We start from the raw sequence: 19183 nt of genomic DNA on the forward strand, positions 1-19183 counted from the left end.
AGGAAATGGGAATCAGTCTTGGGGAATATCACTTGGCGACGATTGTGATTCTTACTCTAGTACCGAAGGGTGAGAGGGAAAATCCGGAGGTAATGGGTCAGACTTCCAAATATTGAGAATATCTTTCAAAACGATTTCTGTAAACCAAATCTGGCCGACGATGGTGAGGGGCAAGGAGAGGAAAAGACCGGGAATCCCAAAGGCGATCGCAAAAAAGAGTTGGGCGAGGAGGGTGAGGGCGGGGAGTTTGAGGGCGGGGCGGGTGAGGAGGCGGCGGGCGAGGAGGTTGCTTTCGAGTTGTTGGATGGTGATGTAGAGCAACAGGACGATCAGGGATTTCCAGGGTTGATCGAGGAGGGCGATCGCCATGGGGGGGATGGCACTGAGTCCAGCACCGAGGGTGGGGATCAGGGTAAACAGGCCGGCGATTAGGGCTTGGGAGAGGGCGAGGGGAATCCGTAGCAAGAGGAGACCGATGAAGCTGAGGAGGGTGACGGTGAGCATGTTGACGACGATGCCTTCAAACCACCGTTGTAGGGCGCGATCGCAGGTGGCCAAAATCTGATTCACCCGTGGACGATAGAAGGCGGGAAACATCCTTAACACACCCTGACGATAGGGGTTTGGGTCTACGAGCAGCATCAAGGTTAGGGCTGTCAAGAGTAAGACATTCAGCATCGCCCCTAAGGTGCTAGAAAAAATCGTCCACCCCTCGCCGAGGATGTTATTGCCCAATTCGGGGAGTTGTGCGCCCATATCCTGCCAATTGGGGAGCAGGGCCCAGACGCGGGGACTGAAGCGATCTTCAAATTGGGCAATCCACGGGCCGAGGCGATCAATGCCCTCCATGACTTCTTGGGGCAGTTGGTTAATTTGGGCGACGACGGGCGGGACGAGCAGACCAAAAAAGCCCACAATCAAGACCAGGGAGAGGGCGATCGTCGCCATCACGGCCCGACCCCGGCCGAGGGATTTAAAATTTTGCTGTAAACCCCGCACCACCCCTGATAGGGCATTGGCGAGGATAATCGCGCCCAAGACGACCACCAGCAGTTGACGCACCTGCCAGGCTCCGTACAGCCCGATCAGCAGCAAGATGAGTCCGAACCAATGACCAAATTTCATGATTTCAAGGGTTAAGCGGGGGGCGATTGACGCAAGGCTCGAACAGTGAGGAGAAGGGCGAGGAGGATGGGGGGCAAGGCGACGAAGGCGATCGCATGACCTCGCGTTGGGGCAATTGCCACGAGGGGGCCAACATATTTAATCACCCCCGAAATTCCGGCCGCCCCTAGGAACACTTTGAGAATGAGTTCAGTGACATCACGCAGGGGCATAGGCAAACCGTCTGAGGGTGGAGAGGAATTGCCCTCGATTTTAGCGGGTTGGCGATCGCCTTGCCTAGCGGCCTGCCCCAAAATCCCCGATGCGGGGGTAAACCCGGTGGGGCTACGGATCGATCATGGCTGATTCCGGTGGCGATCGTATCGTAATTGTGCGGGGTTGTCAGGATGGCGATCGCAGGATTATCACTCCGACTCTATTTAACGATTGGCACTTCAAAGGAGTTCCCCCTCTGCTTCAATGGGCCCGATTCCCGTGGCCAAAACACAGCACCTTTTTGAGGTTTACATGATTCGCATCCGCATCGGGCAATCCAGTGCATAAGCGGCGTTAAACATAATGGGAATCGGACAAGATGATCAAGGGAAGATTCGGGACAACGAGGGATAGAATCCCTGAAATACAGTGATCCCAAACCCAAAAGGGGTTTAATGAATGCGCTGGATCGGGGCTTGTGGAGATCGGGAGAATCTTCGTAATCTTTGCTCATTTTGAGGGTCGTGATTGAACGATTCTAGAGTTGAATGCTTGAGCAAAGATTAAGAATGCTGGATATCACGAAGTTCTCATGTCTAGACGAAAAGAAATGTAATTAATTGTGTGCAGATCCCGTTAGCTTTTCGATCTATAGAGATAATGTGCCTAGACCTCTCATTGGGTTTGAAATCAGTGAGAAATGATTTTCCTTCTTGCTGTGTGCTCAAGCGTTCCTCATGTCTACGTCCTGCCCTAACCTCCACGCTCTGATTCGTCCAGTGCCGGTGTGCTCTCCTCAGGTCACGCTCACATCGCTCTTGGGATTATTTTCAGGAACCACGACGGATGTGGTGGTGTGCTTGGATGCGGACTATAAACCCTTGGGGACGATTTCCCTGGCGACGCTGTTGCCCTTCCTCCAAGCACCGCAACCGGATCAGTCCTTTTCGTCCACTTGGCTGCACTCGCTCCCGATTGTCACCCTTGATGAAAGTTGTGATGCGATCGCCGCCTTCATCCACGAAAATCCGAAAAAATACTATGCGGTGGTAGACACCGAGGGGAAATTTCAGGGCCTCGTGAATGGTTGGCAACTTTTACCGCAACTGCTACGCCCGGAACTCACCGAGCGCATGACAGCGTTGCTGATGCTGCTCGATCATATCCCGATGCCCCTGCGCCTCGAAACCGAAACCGGGCAAGTGTTGCAACAAAACAAAATGTGGCAACATCAGGTTGATCCCCAAGCTGAATTTCTCCAGGAGAATGTTGGCCTCGACAGTGCACCCGCCAACCCGATGATTCCCGTATCGTCACGGCAGGACAGCACCCTTTCCACCACTGTATCGACGCTGAAATTTTCAGGGCCGAACCTAGCCTCCGACAATCAGCATATTTGGAAGCTGCTCCGCTTTCCCCTCTCGATTCCCCTCGCCCATGCGGGGGAACCGCTGCGGCTGGTACTGGCGACGGATATCACCGAACAGCGACAACTCTGTAAAGAATTAACCGCCAAAAATGCGGATTTAGTCCAACTCAATCGCCTCAAAGATGAGTTTTTAGCCTGTATTACCCATGAATTAAAAACGCCTCTGACGGCGGTGCTGGGGCTGTCCAATCTGCTCAAGGATGCCAAGCTTGGCCCGTTGAATCCTCGCCAAAGCCGCTATGCCCAGTTGATCCATCAAAGTGGACGGCAACTGATGGGGGTGGTGAATGACATTCTGGATTTAACGCGCTTAGAAACGGGGCAACTGAAGCTGAATCCGGAGCCGGTGCAACTGGCATCGCTGTGCGATCGCGCCTATGAACAGGCCCTGGCCCAAGTGGTGAGCAGCCATAACCCCGACGCGGAAAAAAGCCAACAAACCCGATTCACCCTCACGATCGAGCCGGGTCTAACGGGTCTGGTTGCCGATGAGTTGCGCTTGCGGCAAATGCTGAGTCACCTGTTGGAAAATGCCCTGAAGTTCACGCCCCCCACGGGGCAAGTGGGGTTAACGGTGAGCCGGTGGCAAGGCTGGATTGACTTCACCGTCTGGGATACGGGGATCGGGATTCCAGAATCTGATCAACATCTGATTTTTCAGAAGTTCCAACAGTTGGAAAGTCCCCTCACTCGCCAATTTGAAGGCGCGGGCCTGGGCTTAGTTTTGACTCAACGCTTGGCCCGTGCCCATGGGGGTGATATTTCGTTTATCTCAAAGTCTGGCCATGGCAGTCGCTTCACCCTATTGTTACCCCCTAGCCCACCCCAAGGGGCGGCAAAAAAAGCCAATGGCACAACGGTACAACAACCCACGCCGAATCAGTTGGTGATGATTGTGGAGGCTGTGCCCCACTATATTGAAGGGTTGACGTTGTATTTGCAGCAGTTGGGCTATCGAGTGTTGATTGCGCGATCGGGCACTGAGGCGTTGGAAAAAGCCCGGCAAATTCAACCTCGGATTATTTTTCTCAACCCGTTGCTGCCGTTGCTGTCGGGGTGGGATGTGTTGACGCTGTTGAAATCTGATCCGAGTACCTGCAATATTCCGGTGCTGGTGACGGCAACACGGGCGGAGAAGAACCAAGCGAAGCAGAATCGGGCCGATGGGTTTTTGACACTACCGGTGAAGTTAGCCCCACTGCGGGAGAGTTTGCTTAAGATTCAAACTGCGTTGGTGGGTGAGACGCGGAATATTACGATTTTGCATTTGAATGCCCAGGAGAACCCGGCAGTCGAGGGACATTCTCCCTTTGTTCGGGAGTTTGGCGGGGAGATTGCCCACCATACCGGGCCGGTAAATTACCGGATTTTGGAGGCGGATGATCTAGAGCAGGCGGATATTTTGGCGCGGGTGTGGAAGCCGGATGCGCTGTTGTTGGATGGGACACAGTTGCAGAATGCGGGGTCGTATTTGCGATCGCTCACCAGTTATCCGGCCTTGACCGTGCCACCGTTGATCACCCTGGACAATCAAACCACAGCGATCGCCAACCAATACCCCGAACTCACCGTCTGTCCCTGCCTGATTCCGATCACCACCGACAGTATTCCCGCCCTGCTGCAAGTGATTCAAGTGGCCACCGGCATCACCGTCCAGCCCAATATTTTGGTAGCCAGTGATGAACTGCGCCTGCCCCCCTCCGCCCCTCCGGAACACCACGCCCCCCACAGCTTTATCCACGCCCTCACCCAATACCTCCAAACCGCCGGATTCCGGACGGTGCTCTCCAAATCCTGGCCCGAAATTCAACGGCAGTTAGCCAATAACCGGATTAATCTTTGGGTGTTGCATATCCATGAACCCACCGCTGAATCCTTCTGGCTCGAACGCCTCGCTGCGATCCGCCAACAGTACCCCACCTTGCCGATTCTGCTGGTGGACTATCGCGATGAGTCCAAAGATACGGTGTCTTCCCTCTGTGCCCATGCCACCTGCACGATCACCGATGCTGACCAATCCATGACGACGGTGCTACAAAAAATCAATCAACTGATTCTGGGCTAACCCATTCCACCCCTAGACCTGGCGCAGGGGCGGGGATTAAGCACCCATCCGCGTAGGTCATTCCTTGGAAGGGATCATCCTGGAGATTGAGGTGACTGTCGAGATCGATGTAGTGGGCGTAGGGGGCTAACTGATTGAGGGCAGCGTTGGAGAGGCTGCTGTCGGCGTAGCAACCGTACATGATCTGAAGTTTGTGGCTTTGGGCGGTGTGGATCATGCGGAGCACTTCAGTGAGTCCCCCGGCTTTCATCAGTTTAATGTTGATGCCATGGACGACGGGGGCAAGGCGGGGAATATCAGCGGCGGTGAAACAACTTTCATCGACAAAAATGGGCAGGGGCGATCGCCCATACAGGGCGGCAAAGTCCCCTTCATCCTCCACGGGTAGGGGTTGTTCGAGGTGACGCACGCCCCGATCCGCGAGCCAATCGGCCATGGCGATCGCTTCCTCTAAGCGCCATCCCCCATTGGCATCAACGGTAAATTCTCCATCGGGAGCCGCCGCCTGCACCGCCTCAAACATGGCGCGATCGGCCTCGATGCCCACCGGAGACCCCAGCTTAATCTTGAACTGTCGCGCCCCCAGTTGATCTTGCCATTGTCGCACCCGCGCTTGGGCCAGGGCCGGATCACTAATCCCCACGGTGACCGAAGTGGGTACGCTGTGCTGCGGCTCTAGGCCCCACAGTTGCCAGAGGGGCAGCCCCGCCCGTTTCCCCAACCAATCATGCAATGCTGTATCCAATGCCGCCCGCGTCGCTGAGGACAGGGAGGCAATTTCAGCGGCGATCGCTTGACGTTGGAGGGGATGGTACTGCCGCAGGATCGGGGCGATCTGGCTTAGTTCCGTCTGCATGGTGGTGGCGGTGAGGCCCTCCTGGCGGGTGACGGAAAAGGCCGTGGCCTCGCCCCACCCCTCAATGCCGTCGGCGTAAATGCGCACCCAGAGGTTGGTGTTTTGCGTGGACGTGCCGCGACTAATGGTTAACGCAACGCGCTTATGGACGGTGAAGGGAGTGATGGTGATATCCACAGAGTTTTAAGGAGATCGCGGGGGTTAGCGGTTATAGCGTTGGGTCAGGGTGAGGAGGCGATCGCTCAAGGCCTCGGTTAACTGTGCTGAAGATTGGTAACGCCACCGCCAATTTCCTGCATTCACGCTCGGATCATTCATCCGCGCCCGACCGTCCAAATCCAGCAAATCCTGGAGCGGCAAGATCGCTTGATTGGCCACTGACGCGAGGGCAAGGGTGATGAACTCCCAATTCATCGCGGTGATCTGTGCGGGGGTCTCGTAACCGAGATACTGCGCCACGTTGTGCCGTTCGGTGTCTCCCGTTGTGGCCCACCAGCCGAGGGTTGTGTCGTTGTCGTGAGTGCCGGGATAGACAACACAGTTTTGGCTGTAGTTGTGGGGTAAATAGGGGTTGTGGCTGTCGTCCCCAAAGGCAAACATCAGGATCTTCATGCCCGGAAAATCAAAGCGATCGCGCAAGGCCTCCACTGGCGGCGTAATCACCCCCAGATCCTCCGCCATGACCGGCAGTGAGCCGAGGCGATGGCCCAAGGTTTGAAAAAAGGCCTCCCCCGGTGCGGGAATCCATTCGCCATTGAGGGCGATCGTTTCCTCTCCCGGCACTTGCCAATAGGCCTCAAAGCCTCGGAAATGGTCAACGCGCACCAAGTCCACATACAACAACGTCGCCCGGAACCGGTCTACCCACCAGGCGAAGTCCGTCGCTTCGAGGGTCTCCCAGTCATAGACCGGATTACCCCAGAGTTGCCCCGTGGCGCTGAAATAGTCCGGCGGCACGCCCGCCCGGTAGGCCGGTGCAAGGGTATCAGGGTCGAGTTTAAAAATCTCCCGATTCGCCCACACATCGGCACTATGTTCGCAGACATAGATTGAAACATCGCCGATGATCTGAATATTGCGATCATTGGCATAGCGGCGCAGGGCTTGCCATTGGGCGAAAAATTTAAACTGGACAAATTGATGGTAGGTGATGCGGTGGCTTAACTCGGCCCGTTTTGCTGCCAATACCGCCGGATCGCGCCGCGCTAAACCCGGTTCCCACTGATGCCACATCCGTTCCGGTTGCTGTTCATGGATCGCAATGAACAAGACGTAATCCTCTAACCACCCGGCCTGCGCTTGGCAAAACTGCTCAAATTCTGGGCTGGGGCTAAAGTTGCCGTAGGCCTGTTCGAGATAGTGGGTTTTATGGGCAATGACGCGATCAAAATCCACCTGTTCCGGGTTCACATCATCCAAGGGGGCGATCGCTGCCGTGATTAACCCCTCCGCCGCCAGTTGATCCAGACTGATCATCAGGGGATTGCCCGCAAAGGCACTGAAATTCATTGTGTAGGGCGAATGTTCATACCCCGTCGGCCCCAAGGGCAAAATTTGCCACAGTTTTTGACCGCTGCGCACGAGGAAATCAACGAAATCATAGGCAGCTTGGCCGAGATCGCCAATGCCATAGGGGCCAGGTAGTGAGGTGGGATGAAGCAAAATACCACTTGCGCGGGGAAATGCCATAGCTGAGGAATTCTCTCAATCGAATGAAGTGCCATGTTCATTACACCATGGCGATTCGGCGATCGCTGTATTTTGCCCGATTTGATCCTAATTTGTTCAAGCCAGGATGGCTCTCACGAATGATGCGCATCCTGACCAATCAAAAAAGAGAAGCCAAGTTTGACTTCTCTTTTTTGTGATACCCCCAAGGGAATTCGAATCCCTGTCGCCTCCGTGAAAGGGAGGTGTCCTAGGCCTCTAGACGATGGGGGCCTGTCTTTTTTCGCTTGATGAGCGCAGTTTTGAAGGGCGCGTTTCACTCGAACGTTTCTAACTATAGCGAACCCCTATGGGACTGTCAAGAATATTTTTAGAATTTTTTGATCTGCTGCGGCTCCAGCCCTGAATCATCCCCTAGAGTTTGCCAAAGCGGAGTTGGCTGAGTCGCTGTTGAGCTTGGGGGTCAAGGCCGCTAAACAGAAAACGGCGGGACGATTGTTTGGGTTTGCGATCGCGATGCACCCGGCGACGATTAGACTGCTGCACCGCGATCGCCAATTGCCGCGCCGACAAACATTCCGCCCCGTACCCACTAGCCGTCTGCTGTTGGGCATAGTCCGATGTAGCGACGATCAACCGTTTGCGGGTGACTTGGCGGGCATGGTGGGCGCAGGACTTTTCAATGTAAGCATCAGCGGTTTGGGCGTAGTCCGTATAATGCACGGACAGATGGGGCGTGTAGGCTTCGGTGTAGGCTTTTTCGCGGCGAGCGTAGGCATCAAAGACCACTTGGGTTTGAAAATCCTGCAAGGCGGCGTAGTTAATCAACTGTTCAATCAGGCGATCGCGGGCCGCATCAAGACCCTCTTGCTGTTGCAGTTGTTTGAGATCGGGCCAAGCCCCGATCATGTTGTAGCCATCGACCAGGAGACGAGCAAAAAAACGGGGAGCAGTCATGATTGAGGTTAGCGTCTAAGAGCGTCATAAAAACAGCAGGAATAGTAAGGGGGTCTTGTTCGGATGGTTGCAATGCGATCGCCACCCAACCGGGCCGCCATTGCATCAATGCAATCTCAACTGCAACCAGCACAAGTTTTGAGCAAGAACCTCACATCATGTTAACAATGATTGCGAGTTGTAACTGAATCAATCATCACAAAGTTAGTGCTTGATGTTCTCGATCTCTCTGCTTCACAGATGCGATCGGTTGTTAGGGCGTTTCAGGCATGGGACTGTCAGCCTCTGGCTCACGCATACCAGATCCAGACTCGCAACTTGGGTGATGTATCAACAGTAGCCCAAGCCCGGAGAAAGATTGAGGGAGAGGGCGACATGGAATGCACTCTGAACCCTTTTGATTAGATGTGACGCACCATCGCCCCCACTATGCCGCCGCTTGCATGAGTTCTTGGTAAGTCTCAAGGATTTTCTGAGCTTTAGAACTCCACGTAAATTCTTTGCTTCTCTGGACGGCTTGCAGTGACATGTGATGGAGTAAGGCGCGATCGCTCACCAATATTTCAATGGATTTCTTTAATTCCTGGACAACAAAATTTCTCGAAATCGGATTGATTTTAAATCCAGTTTTTTCAGTGACATACTCACCAATTCCACCATGATCAACAACAATACAAGGCAACCCATTCGCCATCGCCTCTATCACAACCGCACCACCAAATTCACGAACAGATGGAAAACAAAAAACATCAGATGATCTGTAATACTTCAATGTCTCTTGTTGTTGAACCCATCCCGTAAAACTAACTTTGTCTTGAAGCTCTAGCCGCTTAACTTGTTGCTCTAAAGCAGTTCGTTCTCCACCATCACCAACAATCGTCAGGAAAACCTTGTGCTGAATAGATTCTTCTAACTTGTAAAGCGCATCAATCAAAATATCCGCCCCTTTATAGGGCACAAGGCGACCAACAAAGAGAAGATGAACTTCTGTCCTATTCTTTGATTCAAGATCACTTTTTTTATCATTATGCAAGAAAGACTCTTTAATACCATTCTCATAAAATATTTTGACTTTGTGATTTTCAATATTAAATAAATCTTTAATGAGCTTCAACGTATAAGTAGATCCAACAAGAATATGATGAGCCTTCTCATAAGTTTCCCGATAACCCGGAATGATAAATCGACCGATTGCTCGGAGAAAATTAAAATTAGCAAATTCTCGTTTTGCAACATCTTTGAAACCATCTGGAAAAGGAACACCTCCATTGACTGGCCCAATCACAAATGGTGTTCGTTTACATGCCTTAATGATTTTCGCAGGATAGCGTGGCATCATCGGGGTGATCACATGGACAATATTATAGTGGCCTCTGATCACCAATTTGTTGAAATGGTGGTAAACAAGGTGGTTGAATTCATGATAAATAGGATATGTCAACGTATGATAGATCGGCCAAATCACCCGGCCATTGATCTTACTAAAGCGTTCGACAAAAGCATAGTATTTCTTGATGAAGCTGCTTTCGGAAATATAAGCGATATCTCGATCTGGATGTAGTCTTTCTAGCGCATCTTTATTCCTTGCATGCGTCACTAGGGTGGTGTTGACGTGACGACTAATCTGTTCATAAAAGCAGTAGCCTTGAAATGGAACTGAAGACCATTCAGGATTACACTGCTCAATAATCAAAAGAATTTTCGTGTTTTCCATGATTCTTTCCTGCATTTAATTTTTCTCTTGTGAGTAGACTTTTTTTCGCAAGAGTTTAGACTGGATCTATTAAAGAGCAATCAAACTCAGATTCTTATGTCGGCAGTGCTAAGAATGTAGTGAAAAATGACCGAAACCAAAGCTTTTTCTATCTGATTCCACTACTTGCATACCACTATAGCGGTTTGCATTTTGATCAGGTACAGCCCTTACTCTCAATTTCTCTCCCAGCAGGACGATGGACGTTGAGGCGTGTTGCATGATTTTTCTATACTCATGAGGTGCGCTCCCTACTCCAAGCTCTTGTCCTAGCTAGGACGAGGTAGGACGAGGAACTTGAGAATGTGTCTCATGGATTGAGACAAGTCGATACTCTTTTGTCACGAAATCTTGACTTAAACGAAGATATTAGTACACTTGCCCTTTTGCTTGAATTTAACTCCAATTATATTTTGAAAAATCCTGAGAAATTGATCTGGTTGACCCATTTATCTCATGTTCTCTTGCAGATCTATCTCACATTTTTCAGGTTGTGCTAAAAAAAGGGGTGGATTGCAGAAGTGTTGAATGGTTTGTTTGTTCTAGTTGAATTTGGACACACTAATCCTATGAAAAGCCAAAATCAACATCGTGGAATTAACTTTCTAAACCAATGTACATAACTGATTTGCTCACACATGAACGCTTGCAAATAGCGGAGCTTATCTAACAAACTCTTTCTCGCTTCTTTTGGGATTTCAGTCAATTGCAGTATCAGATATCCTAAAAGCGTTGTCTTGGGCTACATTAAGCTTTGACCGGGACAAGGCGAATGGTGATTGGACGGCAATTCAACGCTGGCAGCATTGGCTAACACAGATAGCATGATTGCAGACCGTGTGGCGCTATGGCCACCGTTCTGTGGTTTCAGGGCTGCGATCGCCCCTAAGGTGCTGGGGGACTGAGGGGGTTATGGCGCGATCGCATCGGGCGGTAAGTGGATTTCGGGGTCTTGGGCAACCCAGCCGATGGGGGAGGCTTGGCGCACTTCAAAATGAAGATGGGGCGGGGGAATATCCGGCTGGCCGCTGGTGCCGACGCGGGCGATCGCTTCTCCGGCTTGCACCCATTGCCCCACCTCCACCAACGTATCTTGCAGATGGGCGTAGCGGGTCTGCCGTTCTGTGCCATGTTGCAAAATCACTAAAGTACCATAGGCATTTTGTGAACCCACAAACACCACCACCCCCGGCGAGGCAGCAAGTACCGTGGTTCCCGGTTCTGCGAGTAAATCCATGCCGCTGTGAAAGGTTTGCTCTGTGGCGTTGGGTGTTGCGTCGTACCATCCGTAGGCTAAGCCGATGGTGGCGGGTTGGGGGAGGGGATAAAGGCTCAAACCAATGTAGGTATCGCGGCGGCTCGGATCATTGTCGTTCTGAGGATTACCAGGGATAAACGCAAGGCTCGCCGGGGCTTGGCAGCCGTTGAGTTCAAACAGGACATCCGCCCGGACTCCGTAGGCTTGGGCCAGATCTTGCCAGGTTGCACCGGCGGGAACCTGAACCGCGATGCCATTGAAGGGCGGAATTTTGACAATGCGGCCGGGGGCGATCGCATTACCCGCTAGATCGGGGTTAAAGGTGCGCAGGGTTTGGGGCGTGAGGCGATAGCGTTGGGCGAGGCTGCTCACGGTGTCGCCAGCTTGGGCGGTGTGGGTTTGAAACCGATTGAGCGCCGGGGGTAAACAGAGCGGGGACGATTGTGCCAGGGTGGCGGGGGCGACTCCACTCAATCCGATCACGGTTGTGGCTAAAAGACGAAGCATCATGGTGTGTTGTTAAAGAGTGTGGTGAGCAAGCCCGCCAGATAAAACCGACTGTAACCGATCAGATACAGACCATTAATCGCCACCAAAATTCCCCGACTCCATCCCGTTTTCAGCACTGTCCAAGCAAGGGGCGACAATCCCAACACGAGGAGCAATTCTACCCCTGCTACGATGCGGCCATGGTGGCGGGGGTCCCAATAGGAGAGGGGGCTGATGAAACGGTAATTGCTGAGGGGGAAAAAATGGCGGTGGGCATCGTCGTGATGAACGGGAATATCAAGCAGGGAATGGCCGATCATACTCGCAAAGAAAAAGAATCCCCAGCGCCATTGACCCCAGAGGCAGAGGAGGAGGCCCAGTATCGCCAGGGGAAACGAATGCCCTAGGGTAATTGCGGTTTGCCAGCCCACGGATTCGTAATAGGTTTCTGACCAAATCTGCGCTTCGGGCAGGCGATAGATGAGTTTAGCGACGGCGTAAAAGAGGAAGATGGGGAGATCGGGCGCGATCGCACCCCAGGTAATCGCCGTCACCGCATCCGGCGCAAGGCCATAGCCCAACGCCACCACATTCAAAACATAATGACTCGGTGTGTTCATCCTGATCCTGTCTCGATAATGATGAGCGATCGGATCATCCCAACAACAATCAGGGGTTATTGGTTATTGATTTATTTATTTATTTATTTATTTATTTATTTATTGATTGGCTTTGGTGTCTTGGACGGCCGCCCAAAATAGCACAATCGTGACCGGCACACTCAACGCTAGAATCGCCGCCGTGACGGGTGTCCCGTAGGTGGGATTACCATAGCCCAATTCAAACACTGAACCCACGGCTGCGATCGCACTCACGCAGCACAACGCTAAATAAATTCCGCTCTTAACGGTCATGCCCATCAGCTTTTCCGACTCCTTTTTGACATCAACAATTGAACAGCAAGGCTGAATCCAATGGTGGCGCGGGTTATTTCACCGCTTGCACCGCATTCACTGAAAAATTATTTTTCTTCAGTTCCTCGGCCAACACTAAGCCATTTTCCACCCGATCCACAAACAGCACCCCATTGAGGTGATCCATTTCATGCTGAATCACACGGGCTAAGAGACCTTTGGCTTTCATCCGTTGGGGGCGGCCTTGTTCATCTTTAAACGACACCTCAACGGTTTGAGGGCGGGTCACGGGCAAGTAGACCCCCGGAATACTTAAACAGCCTTCTTCGGCATCACAGACCCCATGACTGACGGCGGTGATCTTAGGATTAATCATAACCAAGGGGAGATTTGCCGGATTGCTGGGGTCACAGTCAATCACAATCAATTGTTTATGAACCCCCACTTGGGGCGCGGCCAAGCCAATCCCATCGGAACTGTACATGGTTTGGAGCATTTCACGGGCTAATTGACGAATGGCATCGTCTACCTTCGCAATCCGTTTAGCCGGTTGGCGGAGCACCCGCTCGCCCAAATAATGCATATCGAGGGGCGGTTTGGACAGTTTTTGTTTTTCAACAACGATCGAGGCAGCCATACGCGCTTGAAATAGTAAAGATATCTATACGGAAATTCGCTTTAATCTTAACAGTTCTCGGTGGAGGACTTCCGCCTTGCCCCGAAATCTGGAAATCAGGCGCAAAGCGATCGTGGCATAGTGGGGACATTGTGAACCGGTTAACCCCTTTTGTGTGGTGCTATGAGTATCGAATCCACCTTTGATTCTGACGCGGAACTCTCCCGTGAACCGGCGGTTCCCCTCACCTTGAAAACCCAACTTAGCTATGGCGTGGGGGAGGTGAGCAGTGAGATCACCGGGAGTATTTTGGTCTTTTTTTGGCTCTATTTTCTGACGAATGTGGTGGGGTTGCCGCCGGCTCAGGCGGGGTCTGTTTTAATTATTGCGCGGGTGTGGGATGCGGTACTTGATCCCTTGGTGGGGTGGTTGAGTGACCAGACACGATCGCGCTTCGGGCGGCGGTATCCTTGGATGCTCGGCGGGGCGATTCCCCTGGGGGTGAGTTTCGCATTTTTGCTCTGGGCGATGCCGTCGGCTCCCTTGCAGTGGCGTTGGCTCTACGCGACGGCGATGGCGTTGCTGTTTTACACGGCGTTTACGGTGGTGATTGTGCCCTATTCCACCCTGGGGGCAGAATTAACCCACCAGTACCAAGAACGCACCCGCCTCGTCAGTGTGAAGGCTTCGTTTACGATTGGCAGCAGCATTATGGCGTTGATCTTGGCGCAGGTCATTTTTGGGGTGATCGAGGATGAGGTGCTGAAGTATCAGGTGTTGGGGGGAATTTGTGGCGCGATCGCTTCCCTCAGTATGGTGATCTGCGTTTGGGGAACCCGCGATCGCTTCGCCGCCATGCAAGCCTTCCGCCATCGCCCCGTCAAACCGCCCCCACTGCCGATCCGCCAACAAATTCACATGGCCGTTAGTAACCGTCCCTTTCTCTTCGTCGTTGGGATTTATCTCTGTTCCTGGCTCGGTTTGCAGGTCACAGCGGCGATTTTGCCCTACTTCGTTGTGGAATGGATGGGATTAACAGAGCAGGCCTTCACCCAAATGGCCTTAACCGTGCAGGGAACCGCGTTTTTGATGATGATCTTTTGGCGGCGGTTGAGTTTGCGACTCAGTAAACGGGCGATCTATCTGTGGGGTGTCCCCTTAACCTTTGTGGCGCAGTTGGGTTTGTTTACGCTCCAACCGGGTCAAACGGGCTTGATGTATGGGTTTGGCATCTTGGCCGGGATGGGGTTATCAGTGGCGTATTTGATTCCTTGGTCGATGTTGCCCGATGCGGTGGATTTTGATGAACTGCGCACAGGGCAACGGCGGGAGGGCATTTTTTACGGGTTGATGGTGCAGATGAAGAAGTTAGCGATCGCCGTCACGATTTTCTTCATCAGTCGCCTCCTCGATTCCTCCGGCTTCGTCACCGATAACCTCAGCAACCCCGAACAACCCGCCGCCGCCCTCTGGATGATTCGCCTCCTGATCGGACCAATTCCAGTGATCAGCCTCGTGGTGGGGATGATCCTCGCCGCCGCCTATCCCCTCTCCCAAGCCGTTCACGGTGACATCATGCTCAAACTCGCCACCCAACGCCGCCAACCCGAAACCCCACCGGAACCCTAATGCTCTCTTGTTGAGAGTTTCTCCAGAAATGAGAAATTATTCCGCCATTGTGCGGAAGAGGGCGCGATCGCGCAACTTTCGCCCCAGAGGAATCGTCCCAAAGAAATCAAGAGCACCTTGACTTCTGGGCAAGATGCTCCTGCGTCACTCAATCGTGTGGTGTTATTTAAACCAGTGGATTTTGGTCTTACCGTGTTGCGACCAAATATCCACTGGTTTAATTCTATTCCTCACACCGCCTTCACTGTAAGCCCATGGCTTGGGATTATGGAGCACTAGAGTGACAGTCTGTAAATCGGCATTCCCATGAATTTTCCCCCAGGGTAAAGGCGGACAGCAGCATCGTGGCTCAGGTTTGACAAAATCTCAAAAATTCAGTACATTAGATAACTGCGTTTCCAATGCGTGCGGAACTGGCGGAATTGGTAGACGCGCTAGATTCAGGTTCTAGTGGGAGCAATCTTGTGCGAGTTCAAGTCTCGCGTTCCGCATAAACAGTAAACCCTTATAAATCAATAGTTCTAGCGATTTGCTAGGGCTATTTTTTTTGCCATCTACCAAAAATCTACTAAACCCATTATACCCATTGGTAATCTGGTAGACGCTACCAGTGGTACAGGGGATAAGCACCGATGATAAATCAGAGTACATTTCTCTGGCAGTGGGGAGAGCTTACCACAGACGCTCACACCGTCAAGGGTCACTACGGTACTCACTCCCTACGAGTTCCGTGTCTACGTTTATCCCCTTGACTGTGCTCGCTAGTCTGTGACCCATTCTTCTTTGTTGCCAGAGGGAATGTCTCTCCGTGGTACAGCTAACGTGGTTACAGGACAATCACTGGCAACGACTACAACAGCGATCGCCAAAAAAAAATCACCCCCAATCTGTGAGGGTGAGTACCTATCCCTGAAATCGTTAAACAAAGCGTTAAACGATTTTTCAGGAATACCTACATACCCAGAAGTGTTGAATGCCAGAAATCCCCGCTAACGGTAAACTCTGTTAATGCTTGACTAATTTTCCAGCATTTATCTACAGCGTTAATAATACCAGCGTCATCAAATTGTTCACCGCTAGATTTAACCGTGATTTTGTCTGTATCAGGGTTAACAAACTGAATCATCAAGAATTTAGATTTTTGCAGTTTCAGCCGCACCCCCTTAGGACAGTCTTTAGCTTTACGCTTGTAGAGTTCAATTGTATCAGCATACCCCTTGTATTCATTAGATTTACTAATGGGGGTATCGTCGTTAGATTTACCGTTTTTCGTTGAATTAGTGTCTACCATTTATCTACCAGATTGATTAACTGGTAGATTCAGGTAGATGGTTAGGGTGACGTGTTATCAAGCGTTTCAGACGATATGAACGGCATAAGCCTAGTTCGAGTCTCGCCATCCGCATTGGATTAAGCCAAAAAAACCTCACCATAAGACCCTAGATTGATCGCCAATCTAGGGTCTTATTCTTGTCCAGAAGGGTCGCGATGGGGATGGATAACCCCATCCTCTCCAGATCGCTCGGCTGGAGCGGGAATGGGAGGTTATCCCTCAAGACATTGAGCCGAAAAAACGGGAATTGTTCACCGTTGAAGTCAATTCCCTGCCCCCCTTGAGGCAGAAAACGAGGGGCAAGACAGAGGCGCGATCGCAATCGTAAGATCGTTCCGTCGCCACCTCCAATCTTGCATTTAGTCCACACGTTCAAGTTGCCAAAGAATTTGGTTCCCTTCCCGACGAACCCGTGAAATGACCCAATTACGCCATGACCAATGATCGCCACGACTGGTCACTGCGCTTGCATTGACATCCATCAAATCCGCCAGTTCGGAACTGCTGATTAGGTAGCCTTTTTCTGCAACCTCCTCGGCAATTCTTAATGTTTCAATCAGATGATCTAGTCGCAACATCCGTGTCTCGCGGGGCAAGTATTGATCATCGAGAGTCCCGGAATTAACGTCACTCATGGTCGATTGCATCTCGAAAAGATTAGTTTGTTTATCGTTGTAACGTATCGTTAAAGGCTCCAGTGAGTCTGATAAGCCTGTTACCGGATTTCCACTGATTTCCGACCAAATTGTAACGAAGTCCGCTGGAATATCACATCGTAATGAAGGATTTTTTCCTTGGGCAAAGGCACTTGCGATCGCATCAGCGGCCTCATTTCCTGCTACGCCACGATGGGCCGGAACTGTTTTCCATTCAAGGGGTGGAGAGGCTTGTTTTAATGACAGTAATTCTTGCCAGAGGTCTTGGTTTTGAACCGGCTTCCCAGCGGCGGTTGTCCAGCCTCGTTTTTGCCATCCGTTCACCCATTGGGTAATCCCTTTTTGCACATATTCACTATCGGTATAAAGGGTGGCTGGGCTGTGTTGGCCACTGCGTTGCCAGAGGCGCAGGGCGGCGATCGCCCCCTGTAGTTCCATCCGATTGTTGGTGGTTTGGGGGTCACTGCCGCCTAATTCCGCGATCGCGCCATCGGAAAAATATACCACCACTCCCCACCCTCCCGGCCCCGGATTGCCAGAACAGCCTCCATCCGTATAGATAGACTGAATCATAATGGGTTGCTGGGCCATAAAACCGATCTCCCTGTTGAGTACTGTTGTCTATCTTAAATGTCAAATTGACACTCCCACAGTACGAAGGGCGATCGCCGTTTAAATTTTGGCCCAAAAGAAGGAGCGATCGACAAACCGCTCCTCAGGAGATCGTAGTTTTAATGACACTAACTACCCAAACTGAAATAGAAATTTTTTGTAGTGCGTAGCGCAACAGACAGTCCGCACCGCAACACTCAAGCATGAATGGCATTTTTTAGAGCCGACAGACCCCAAACAGCCCCAGACATGGCGCGGTTGCCCTTGAAGACAATGCTGCATCCGGCTGACCGAGACAGGGTCGCGATTGATCACAGCAGGGCGAGAAAAATTGCCGAGACAGGGCAGAGGGGAAACCTTAACAGCGGTTTTCAGCAGTGGAAGACAGGCCGCTCCTGGGGTGTTTTGCAATCTGACATCGAATTGCTGTCCTTACTTATTTCTTCAGCCCGAATCACAAGTTTTATGCAAATTGTCGAAAACTTTTTTTTGAATTAGGAGCCAATTTCTCTGAAATGCTCATAAGACAAGGGTTTCAGGATTCTAATTGATTGTTAGATCAAATTCAGAATAACGGACGGGAACATGAAGATCGGCGCAAGGCTGGCGGGCTGGGCGCTCTGAACGGTGTCACCGGGGTTAAAGCTGTGATGGAGTCAAGAGCAGCGGGGCGAGACTTGCGATCGCACCGGTTCAAGAATTCAAGAATAGCGGTCACCCGTTGTACTGGGGTGGAGGTTGGAGCCGTGTTTGCAGGGCAACGGTGGGGGCGCGATCGCCTGATGAACGGTCACGCAGATCAGAGGGGCTAGATTCCCGTTAACGGCTAGGGGTCAGGCGCACACGGCCCGCATCCATTTCGGCCATCAGGAGTTCAAGGGCTTCATAGTCCACATCGGAAATGTGGCCGAGGCGCGTGAGTTCAACGTTAATTTCGTTTTCAATCTCAGGTGTTAGGCGGCGAATATGTAACGCTTTTTCCACCAAGCGGCGAATTAATGGTGCTCGTTTCACTGATCCATACTGCGTTTAAGTGGATGTCTTCATCATCCAATTTTCGTTCCCCTCAGGATGTGATCCATGAAATGGAGTTTGGTGATCCAAATCACGTCTTAAGTGTGGAATATACGCATAAACTCGGCAAATTCAGAGCGATCGCAGCCTCAACGCTCTCACCCCTTAACTACACCGAGGCCGCCGACCATAGTGCCGATAGTGCCAATAGTCCTGCAAAATTTGACCATGATCAAAGCAGAGCGGGTCTGGCATTGCCCATGGGTAAAAGACTCCCACGGTTTTCGCATCATCAGCCGCACGGGGTTCGCCGGTGGCGGTGGCGATCAAAACGGTGCTGATCGTATGTTTGCGTTGATCGCGCTGGGGATCGGAATACACGTAAAACTGTTCAATCAGGGTCACATCAAGGCTAATTTCTTCGCGGGCTTCGCGCCGGGCGGCGGTTTCCACCGATTCGCCGTAATCAATGAAGCCGCCGGGAATCGCCCAACCGTAGGGGGGATTATTCCGCTCGATCAGGATGATGGGGCGATCGCGCTGATCCACGAGTTCGATAATAATGTCTACGGTGGGAACCGGGTTACGATAGGTCATGCGTTCAAAGACGAAAC

Annotated in this window: 17 protein-coding genes, 2 tRNA genes and 1 pseudogene; 4 read left to right on the forward strand and 16 right to left on the reverse strand. The window is 51.8% G+C overall.

Annotated elements, in window-relative coordinates:
- Positions 1–51: 51 nt before the first annotated feature.
- Positions 52–1125, reverse strand: coding sequence for an AI-2E family transporter (locus SPI6313_RS19260; RefSeq protein ID WP_072622451.1), 1074 nt, complete (start codon positions 1123–1125; stop codon positions 52–54).
- 11 nt (positions 1126–1136) lie between these two features.
- Positions 1137–1337: a hypothetical protein gene (locus tag SPI6313_RS19265; RefSeq protein WP_072622452.1), complete on the reverse strand. Its 201-nt coding sequence runs from the start codon at positions 1335–1337 to the stop codon at positions 1137–1139.
- 720 nt (positions 1338–2057) lie between these two features.
- On the opposite strand from SPI6313_RS19265, the gene SPI6313_RS19270 reads away from it, so the two are divergent.
- Complete coding sequence (locus tag SPI6313_RS19270; protein ID WP_084669115.1) at positions 2058–4814, forward strand: ATP-binding protein; 2757 nt, start codon at positions 2058–2060, stop codon at positions 4812–4814.
- Here SPI6313_RS19270 and SPI6313_RS19275 read toward each other — a convergent pair.
- Both SPI6313_RS19275 and malQ read right to left on the reverse strand, forming a co-directional pair.
- Positions 4792–5847 carry a dipeptide epimerase gene (locus tag SPI6313_RS19275; RefSeq protein ID WP_072622454.1) on the reverse strand — a complete coding sequence of 352 codons (1056 nt, stop codon included), beginning with the start codon at positions 5845–5847 and terminating at the stop codon, positions 4792–4794. The genes SPI6313_RS19270 and SPI6313_RS19275 overlap by 23 nt on opposite strands.
- Positions 5848–5871: 24 nt before the next feature.
- Positions 5872–7359 (reverse strand): 4-alpha-glucanotransferase, encoded by a 1488-nt coding sequence (gene malQ / locus SPI6313_RS19280; protein ID WP_072622455.1) that lies wholly within the window; start codon positions 7357–7359, stop codon positions 5872–5874.
- 47 nt (positions 7360–7406) lie between these two features.
- Here malQ and SPI6313_RS24845 point away from each other — a divergent pair, with 47 nt between their 5' ends.
- Positions 7407–7538, forward strand: a complete 132-nt coding sequence (locus SPI6313_RS24845; RefSeq protein WP_281248432.1) for a hypothetical protein — start codon at positions 7407–7409, stop codon at positions 7536–7538.
- On the opposite strand, the gene SPI6313_RS19285 is transcribed toward SPI6313_RS24845, so the two are convergent.
- The 8 genes and pseudogenes from SPI6313_RS19285 to def all read right to left on the reverse strand — a co-directional run bounded on the left by SPI6313_RS19285 (position 7539) and on the right by def (position 13346).
- Positions 7539–7611 (reverse strand) — tRNA-Glu (locus SPI6313_RS19285).
- 141 nt (positions 7612–7752) lie between these two features.
- A complete protein-coding gene (locus SPI6313_RS19290; RefSeq protein ID WP_072622456.1) occupies positions 7753–8295 on the reverse strand; it encodes an NYN domain-containing protein in 543 nt (180 codons plus the stop codon).
- Between the two features lie 427 nt (positions 8296–8722).
- Positions 8723–10009, reverse strand: a complete 1287-nt coding sequence (locus tag SPI6313_RS19300; protein ID WP_072623241.1) for a glycosyltransferase family 4 protein — start codon at positions 10007–10009, stop codon at positions 8723–8725.
- Positions 10010–10631: 622 nt separating this feature from the next.
- A pseudogene (locus tag SPI6313_RS25235) lies at positions 10632–10784 on the reverse strand (IS4 family transposase); the annotation flags it as partial.
- A gap of 174 nt (positions 10785–10958) precedes the next feature.
- Positions 10959–11816 (reverse strand): LysM peptidoglycan-binding domain-containing M23 family metallopeptidase, encoded by an 858-nt coding sequence (locus tag SPI6313_RS19310; protein WP_072622458.1) that lies wholly within the window; start codon positions 11814–11816, stop codon positions 10959–10961.
- Positions 11813–12415 (reverse strand): hypothetical protein, encoded by a 603-nt coding sequence (locus tag SPI6313_RS19315; protein WP_072622459.1) that lies wholly within the window; start codon positions 12413–12415, stop codon positions 11813–11815. Before SPI6313_RS19315 ends, SPI6313_RS19310 begins: the two co-directional genes overlap by 4 nt.
- Positions 12416–12514: 99 nt before the next feature.
- On the reverse strand, positions 12515–12715 hold the full coding sequence (locus SPI6313_RS19320; RefSeq protein WP_072622460.1) for a hypothetical protein: 201 nt from the start codon (positions 12713–12715) through the stop codon (positions 12515–12517).
- A 67-nt stretch (positions 12716–12782) separates the two neighbouring features.
- Positions 12783–13346 carry a peptide deformylase gene (gene def / locus SPI6313_RS19325; RefSeq protein ID WP_072622461.1) on the reverse strand — a complete coding sequence of 188 codons (564 nt, stop codon included), beginning with the start codon at positions 13344–13346 and terminating at the stop codon, positions 12783–12785.
- 162 nt (positions 13347–13508) lie between these two features.
- On the opposite strand from def, the gene SPI6313_RS19330 reads away from it, so the two are divergent.
- Entirely contained in the window at positions 13509–14954 is a 1446-nt protein-coding gene (locus SPI6313_RS19330; RefSeq protein WP_072622462.1) for an MFS transporter, read from the forward strand.
- A gap of 407 nt (positions 14955–15361) precedes the next feature.
- Positions 15362–15445: transfer RNA gene (locus SPI6313_RS19335), tRNA-Leu, on the forward strand.
- 461 nt (positions 15446–15906) lie between these two features.
- On the opposite strand, the gene SPI6313_RS19340 is transcribed toward SPI6313_RS19335, so the two are convergent.
- From SPI6313_RS19340 to SPI6313_RS19370, 4 genes are all read right to left on the reverse strand, one after another.
- Entirely contained in the window at positions 15907–16245 is a 339-nt protein-coding gene (locus SPI6313_RS19340) for a hypothetical protein (RefSeq protein WP_072622463.1), read from the reverse strand.
- A 401-nt stretch (positions 16246–16646) separates the two neighbouring features.
- Positions 16647–17534, reverse strand: a complete 888-nt coding sequence (locus tag SPI6313_RS19350) for a ribonuclease H family protein (protein ID WP_072622465.1) — start codon at positions 17532–17534, stop codon at positions 16647–16649.
- Between the two features lie 840 nt (positions 17535–18374).
- Entirely contained in the window at positions 18375–18569 is a 195-nt protein-coding gene (locus tag SPI6313_RS19365) for a hypothetical protein (RefSeq protein ID WP_072622468.1), read from the reverse strand.
- Between the two features lie 165 nt (positions 18570–18734).
- Positions 18735–19166, reverse strand: coding sequence for an NUDIX domain-containing protein (locus SPI6313_RS19370; protein ID WP_072622469.1), 432 nt, complete (start codon positions 19164–19166; stop codon positions 18735–18737).
- Between the last annotated feature and the right edge of the window lie 17 nt (positions 19167–19183).

This window comes from Spirulina major PCC 6313 (assembly GCF_001890765.1).
Taxonomy (GTDB): domain Bacteria; phylum Cyanobacteriota; class Cyanobacteriia; order Cyanobacteriales; family Spirulinaceae; genus Spirulina; species Spirulina major.

Bases quoted from the DNA above. Each gene is read 5' to 3' on its own strand.
- SPI6313_RS19260 (WP_072622451.1), bottom strand. From the start codon at position 1,125: ATGAAATTTGGTCATTGGTTCGGACTCATCTTGCTGCTGATCGGGCTG.
- SPI6313_RS19265 (WP_072622452.1), bottom strand. From the start codon at position 1,337: ATGCCCCTGCGTGATGTCACTGAACTCATTCTCAAAGTGTTCCTAGGG.
- SPI6313_RS19270 (WP_084669115.1), top strand. From the start codon at position 2,058: ATGTCTACGTCCTGCCCTAACCTCCACGCTCTGATTCGTCCAGTGCCG.
- malQ (WP_072622455.1), bottom strand. From the start codon at position 7,359: ATGGCATTTCCCCGCGCAAGTGGTATTTTGCTTCATCCCACCTCACTA.
- SPI6313_RS24845 (WP_281248432.1), top strand. From the start codon at position 7,407: ATGGCGATTCGGCGATCGCTGTATTTTGCCCGATTTGATCCTAATTTG.
- SPI6313_RS19290 (WP_072622456.1), bottom strand. From the start codon at position 8,295: ATGACTGCTCCCCGTTTTTTTGCTCGTCTCCTGGTCGATGGCTACAAC.
- SPI6313_RS19300 (WP_072623241.1), bottom strand. From the start codon at position 10,009: ATGGAAAACACGAAAATTCTTTTGATTATTGAGCAGTGTAATCCTGAA.
- SPI6313_RS19310 (WP_072622458.1), bottom strand. From the start codon at position 11,816: ATGATGCTTCGTCTTTTAGCCACAACCGTGATCGGATTGAGTGGAGTC.
- SPI6313_RS19315 (WP_072622459.1), bottom strand. From the start codon at position 12,415: ATGAACACACCGAGTCATTATGTTTTGAATGTGGTGGCGTTGGGCTAT.
- SPI6313_RS19320 (WP_072622460.1), bottom strand. From the start codon at position 12,715: ATGGGCATGACCGTTAAGAGCGGAATTTATTTAGCGTTGTGCTGCGTG.
- def (WP_072622461.1), bottom strand. From the start codon at position 13,346: ATGGCTGCCTCGATCGTTGTTGAAAAACAAAAACTGTCCAAACCGCCC.
- SPI6313_RS19330 (WP_072622462.1), top strand. From the start codon at position 13,509: ATGAGTATCGAATCCACCTTTGATTCTGACGCGGAACTCTCCCGTGAA.
- SPI6313_RS19340 (WP_072622463.1), bottom strand. From the start codon at position 16,245: ATGGTAGACACTAATTCAACGAAAAACGGTAAATCTAACGACGATACC.
- SPI6313_RS19350 (WP_072622465.1), bottom strand. From the start codon at position 17,534: ATGGCCCAGCAACCCATTATGATTCAGTCTATCTATACGGATGGAGGC.
- SPI6313_RS19370 (WP_072622469.1), bottom strand. From the start codon at position 19,166: ATGACCTATCGTAACCCGGTTCCCACCGTAGACATTATTATCGAACTC.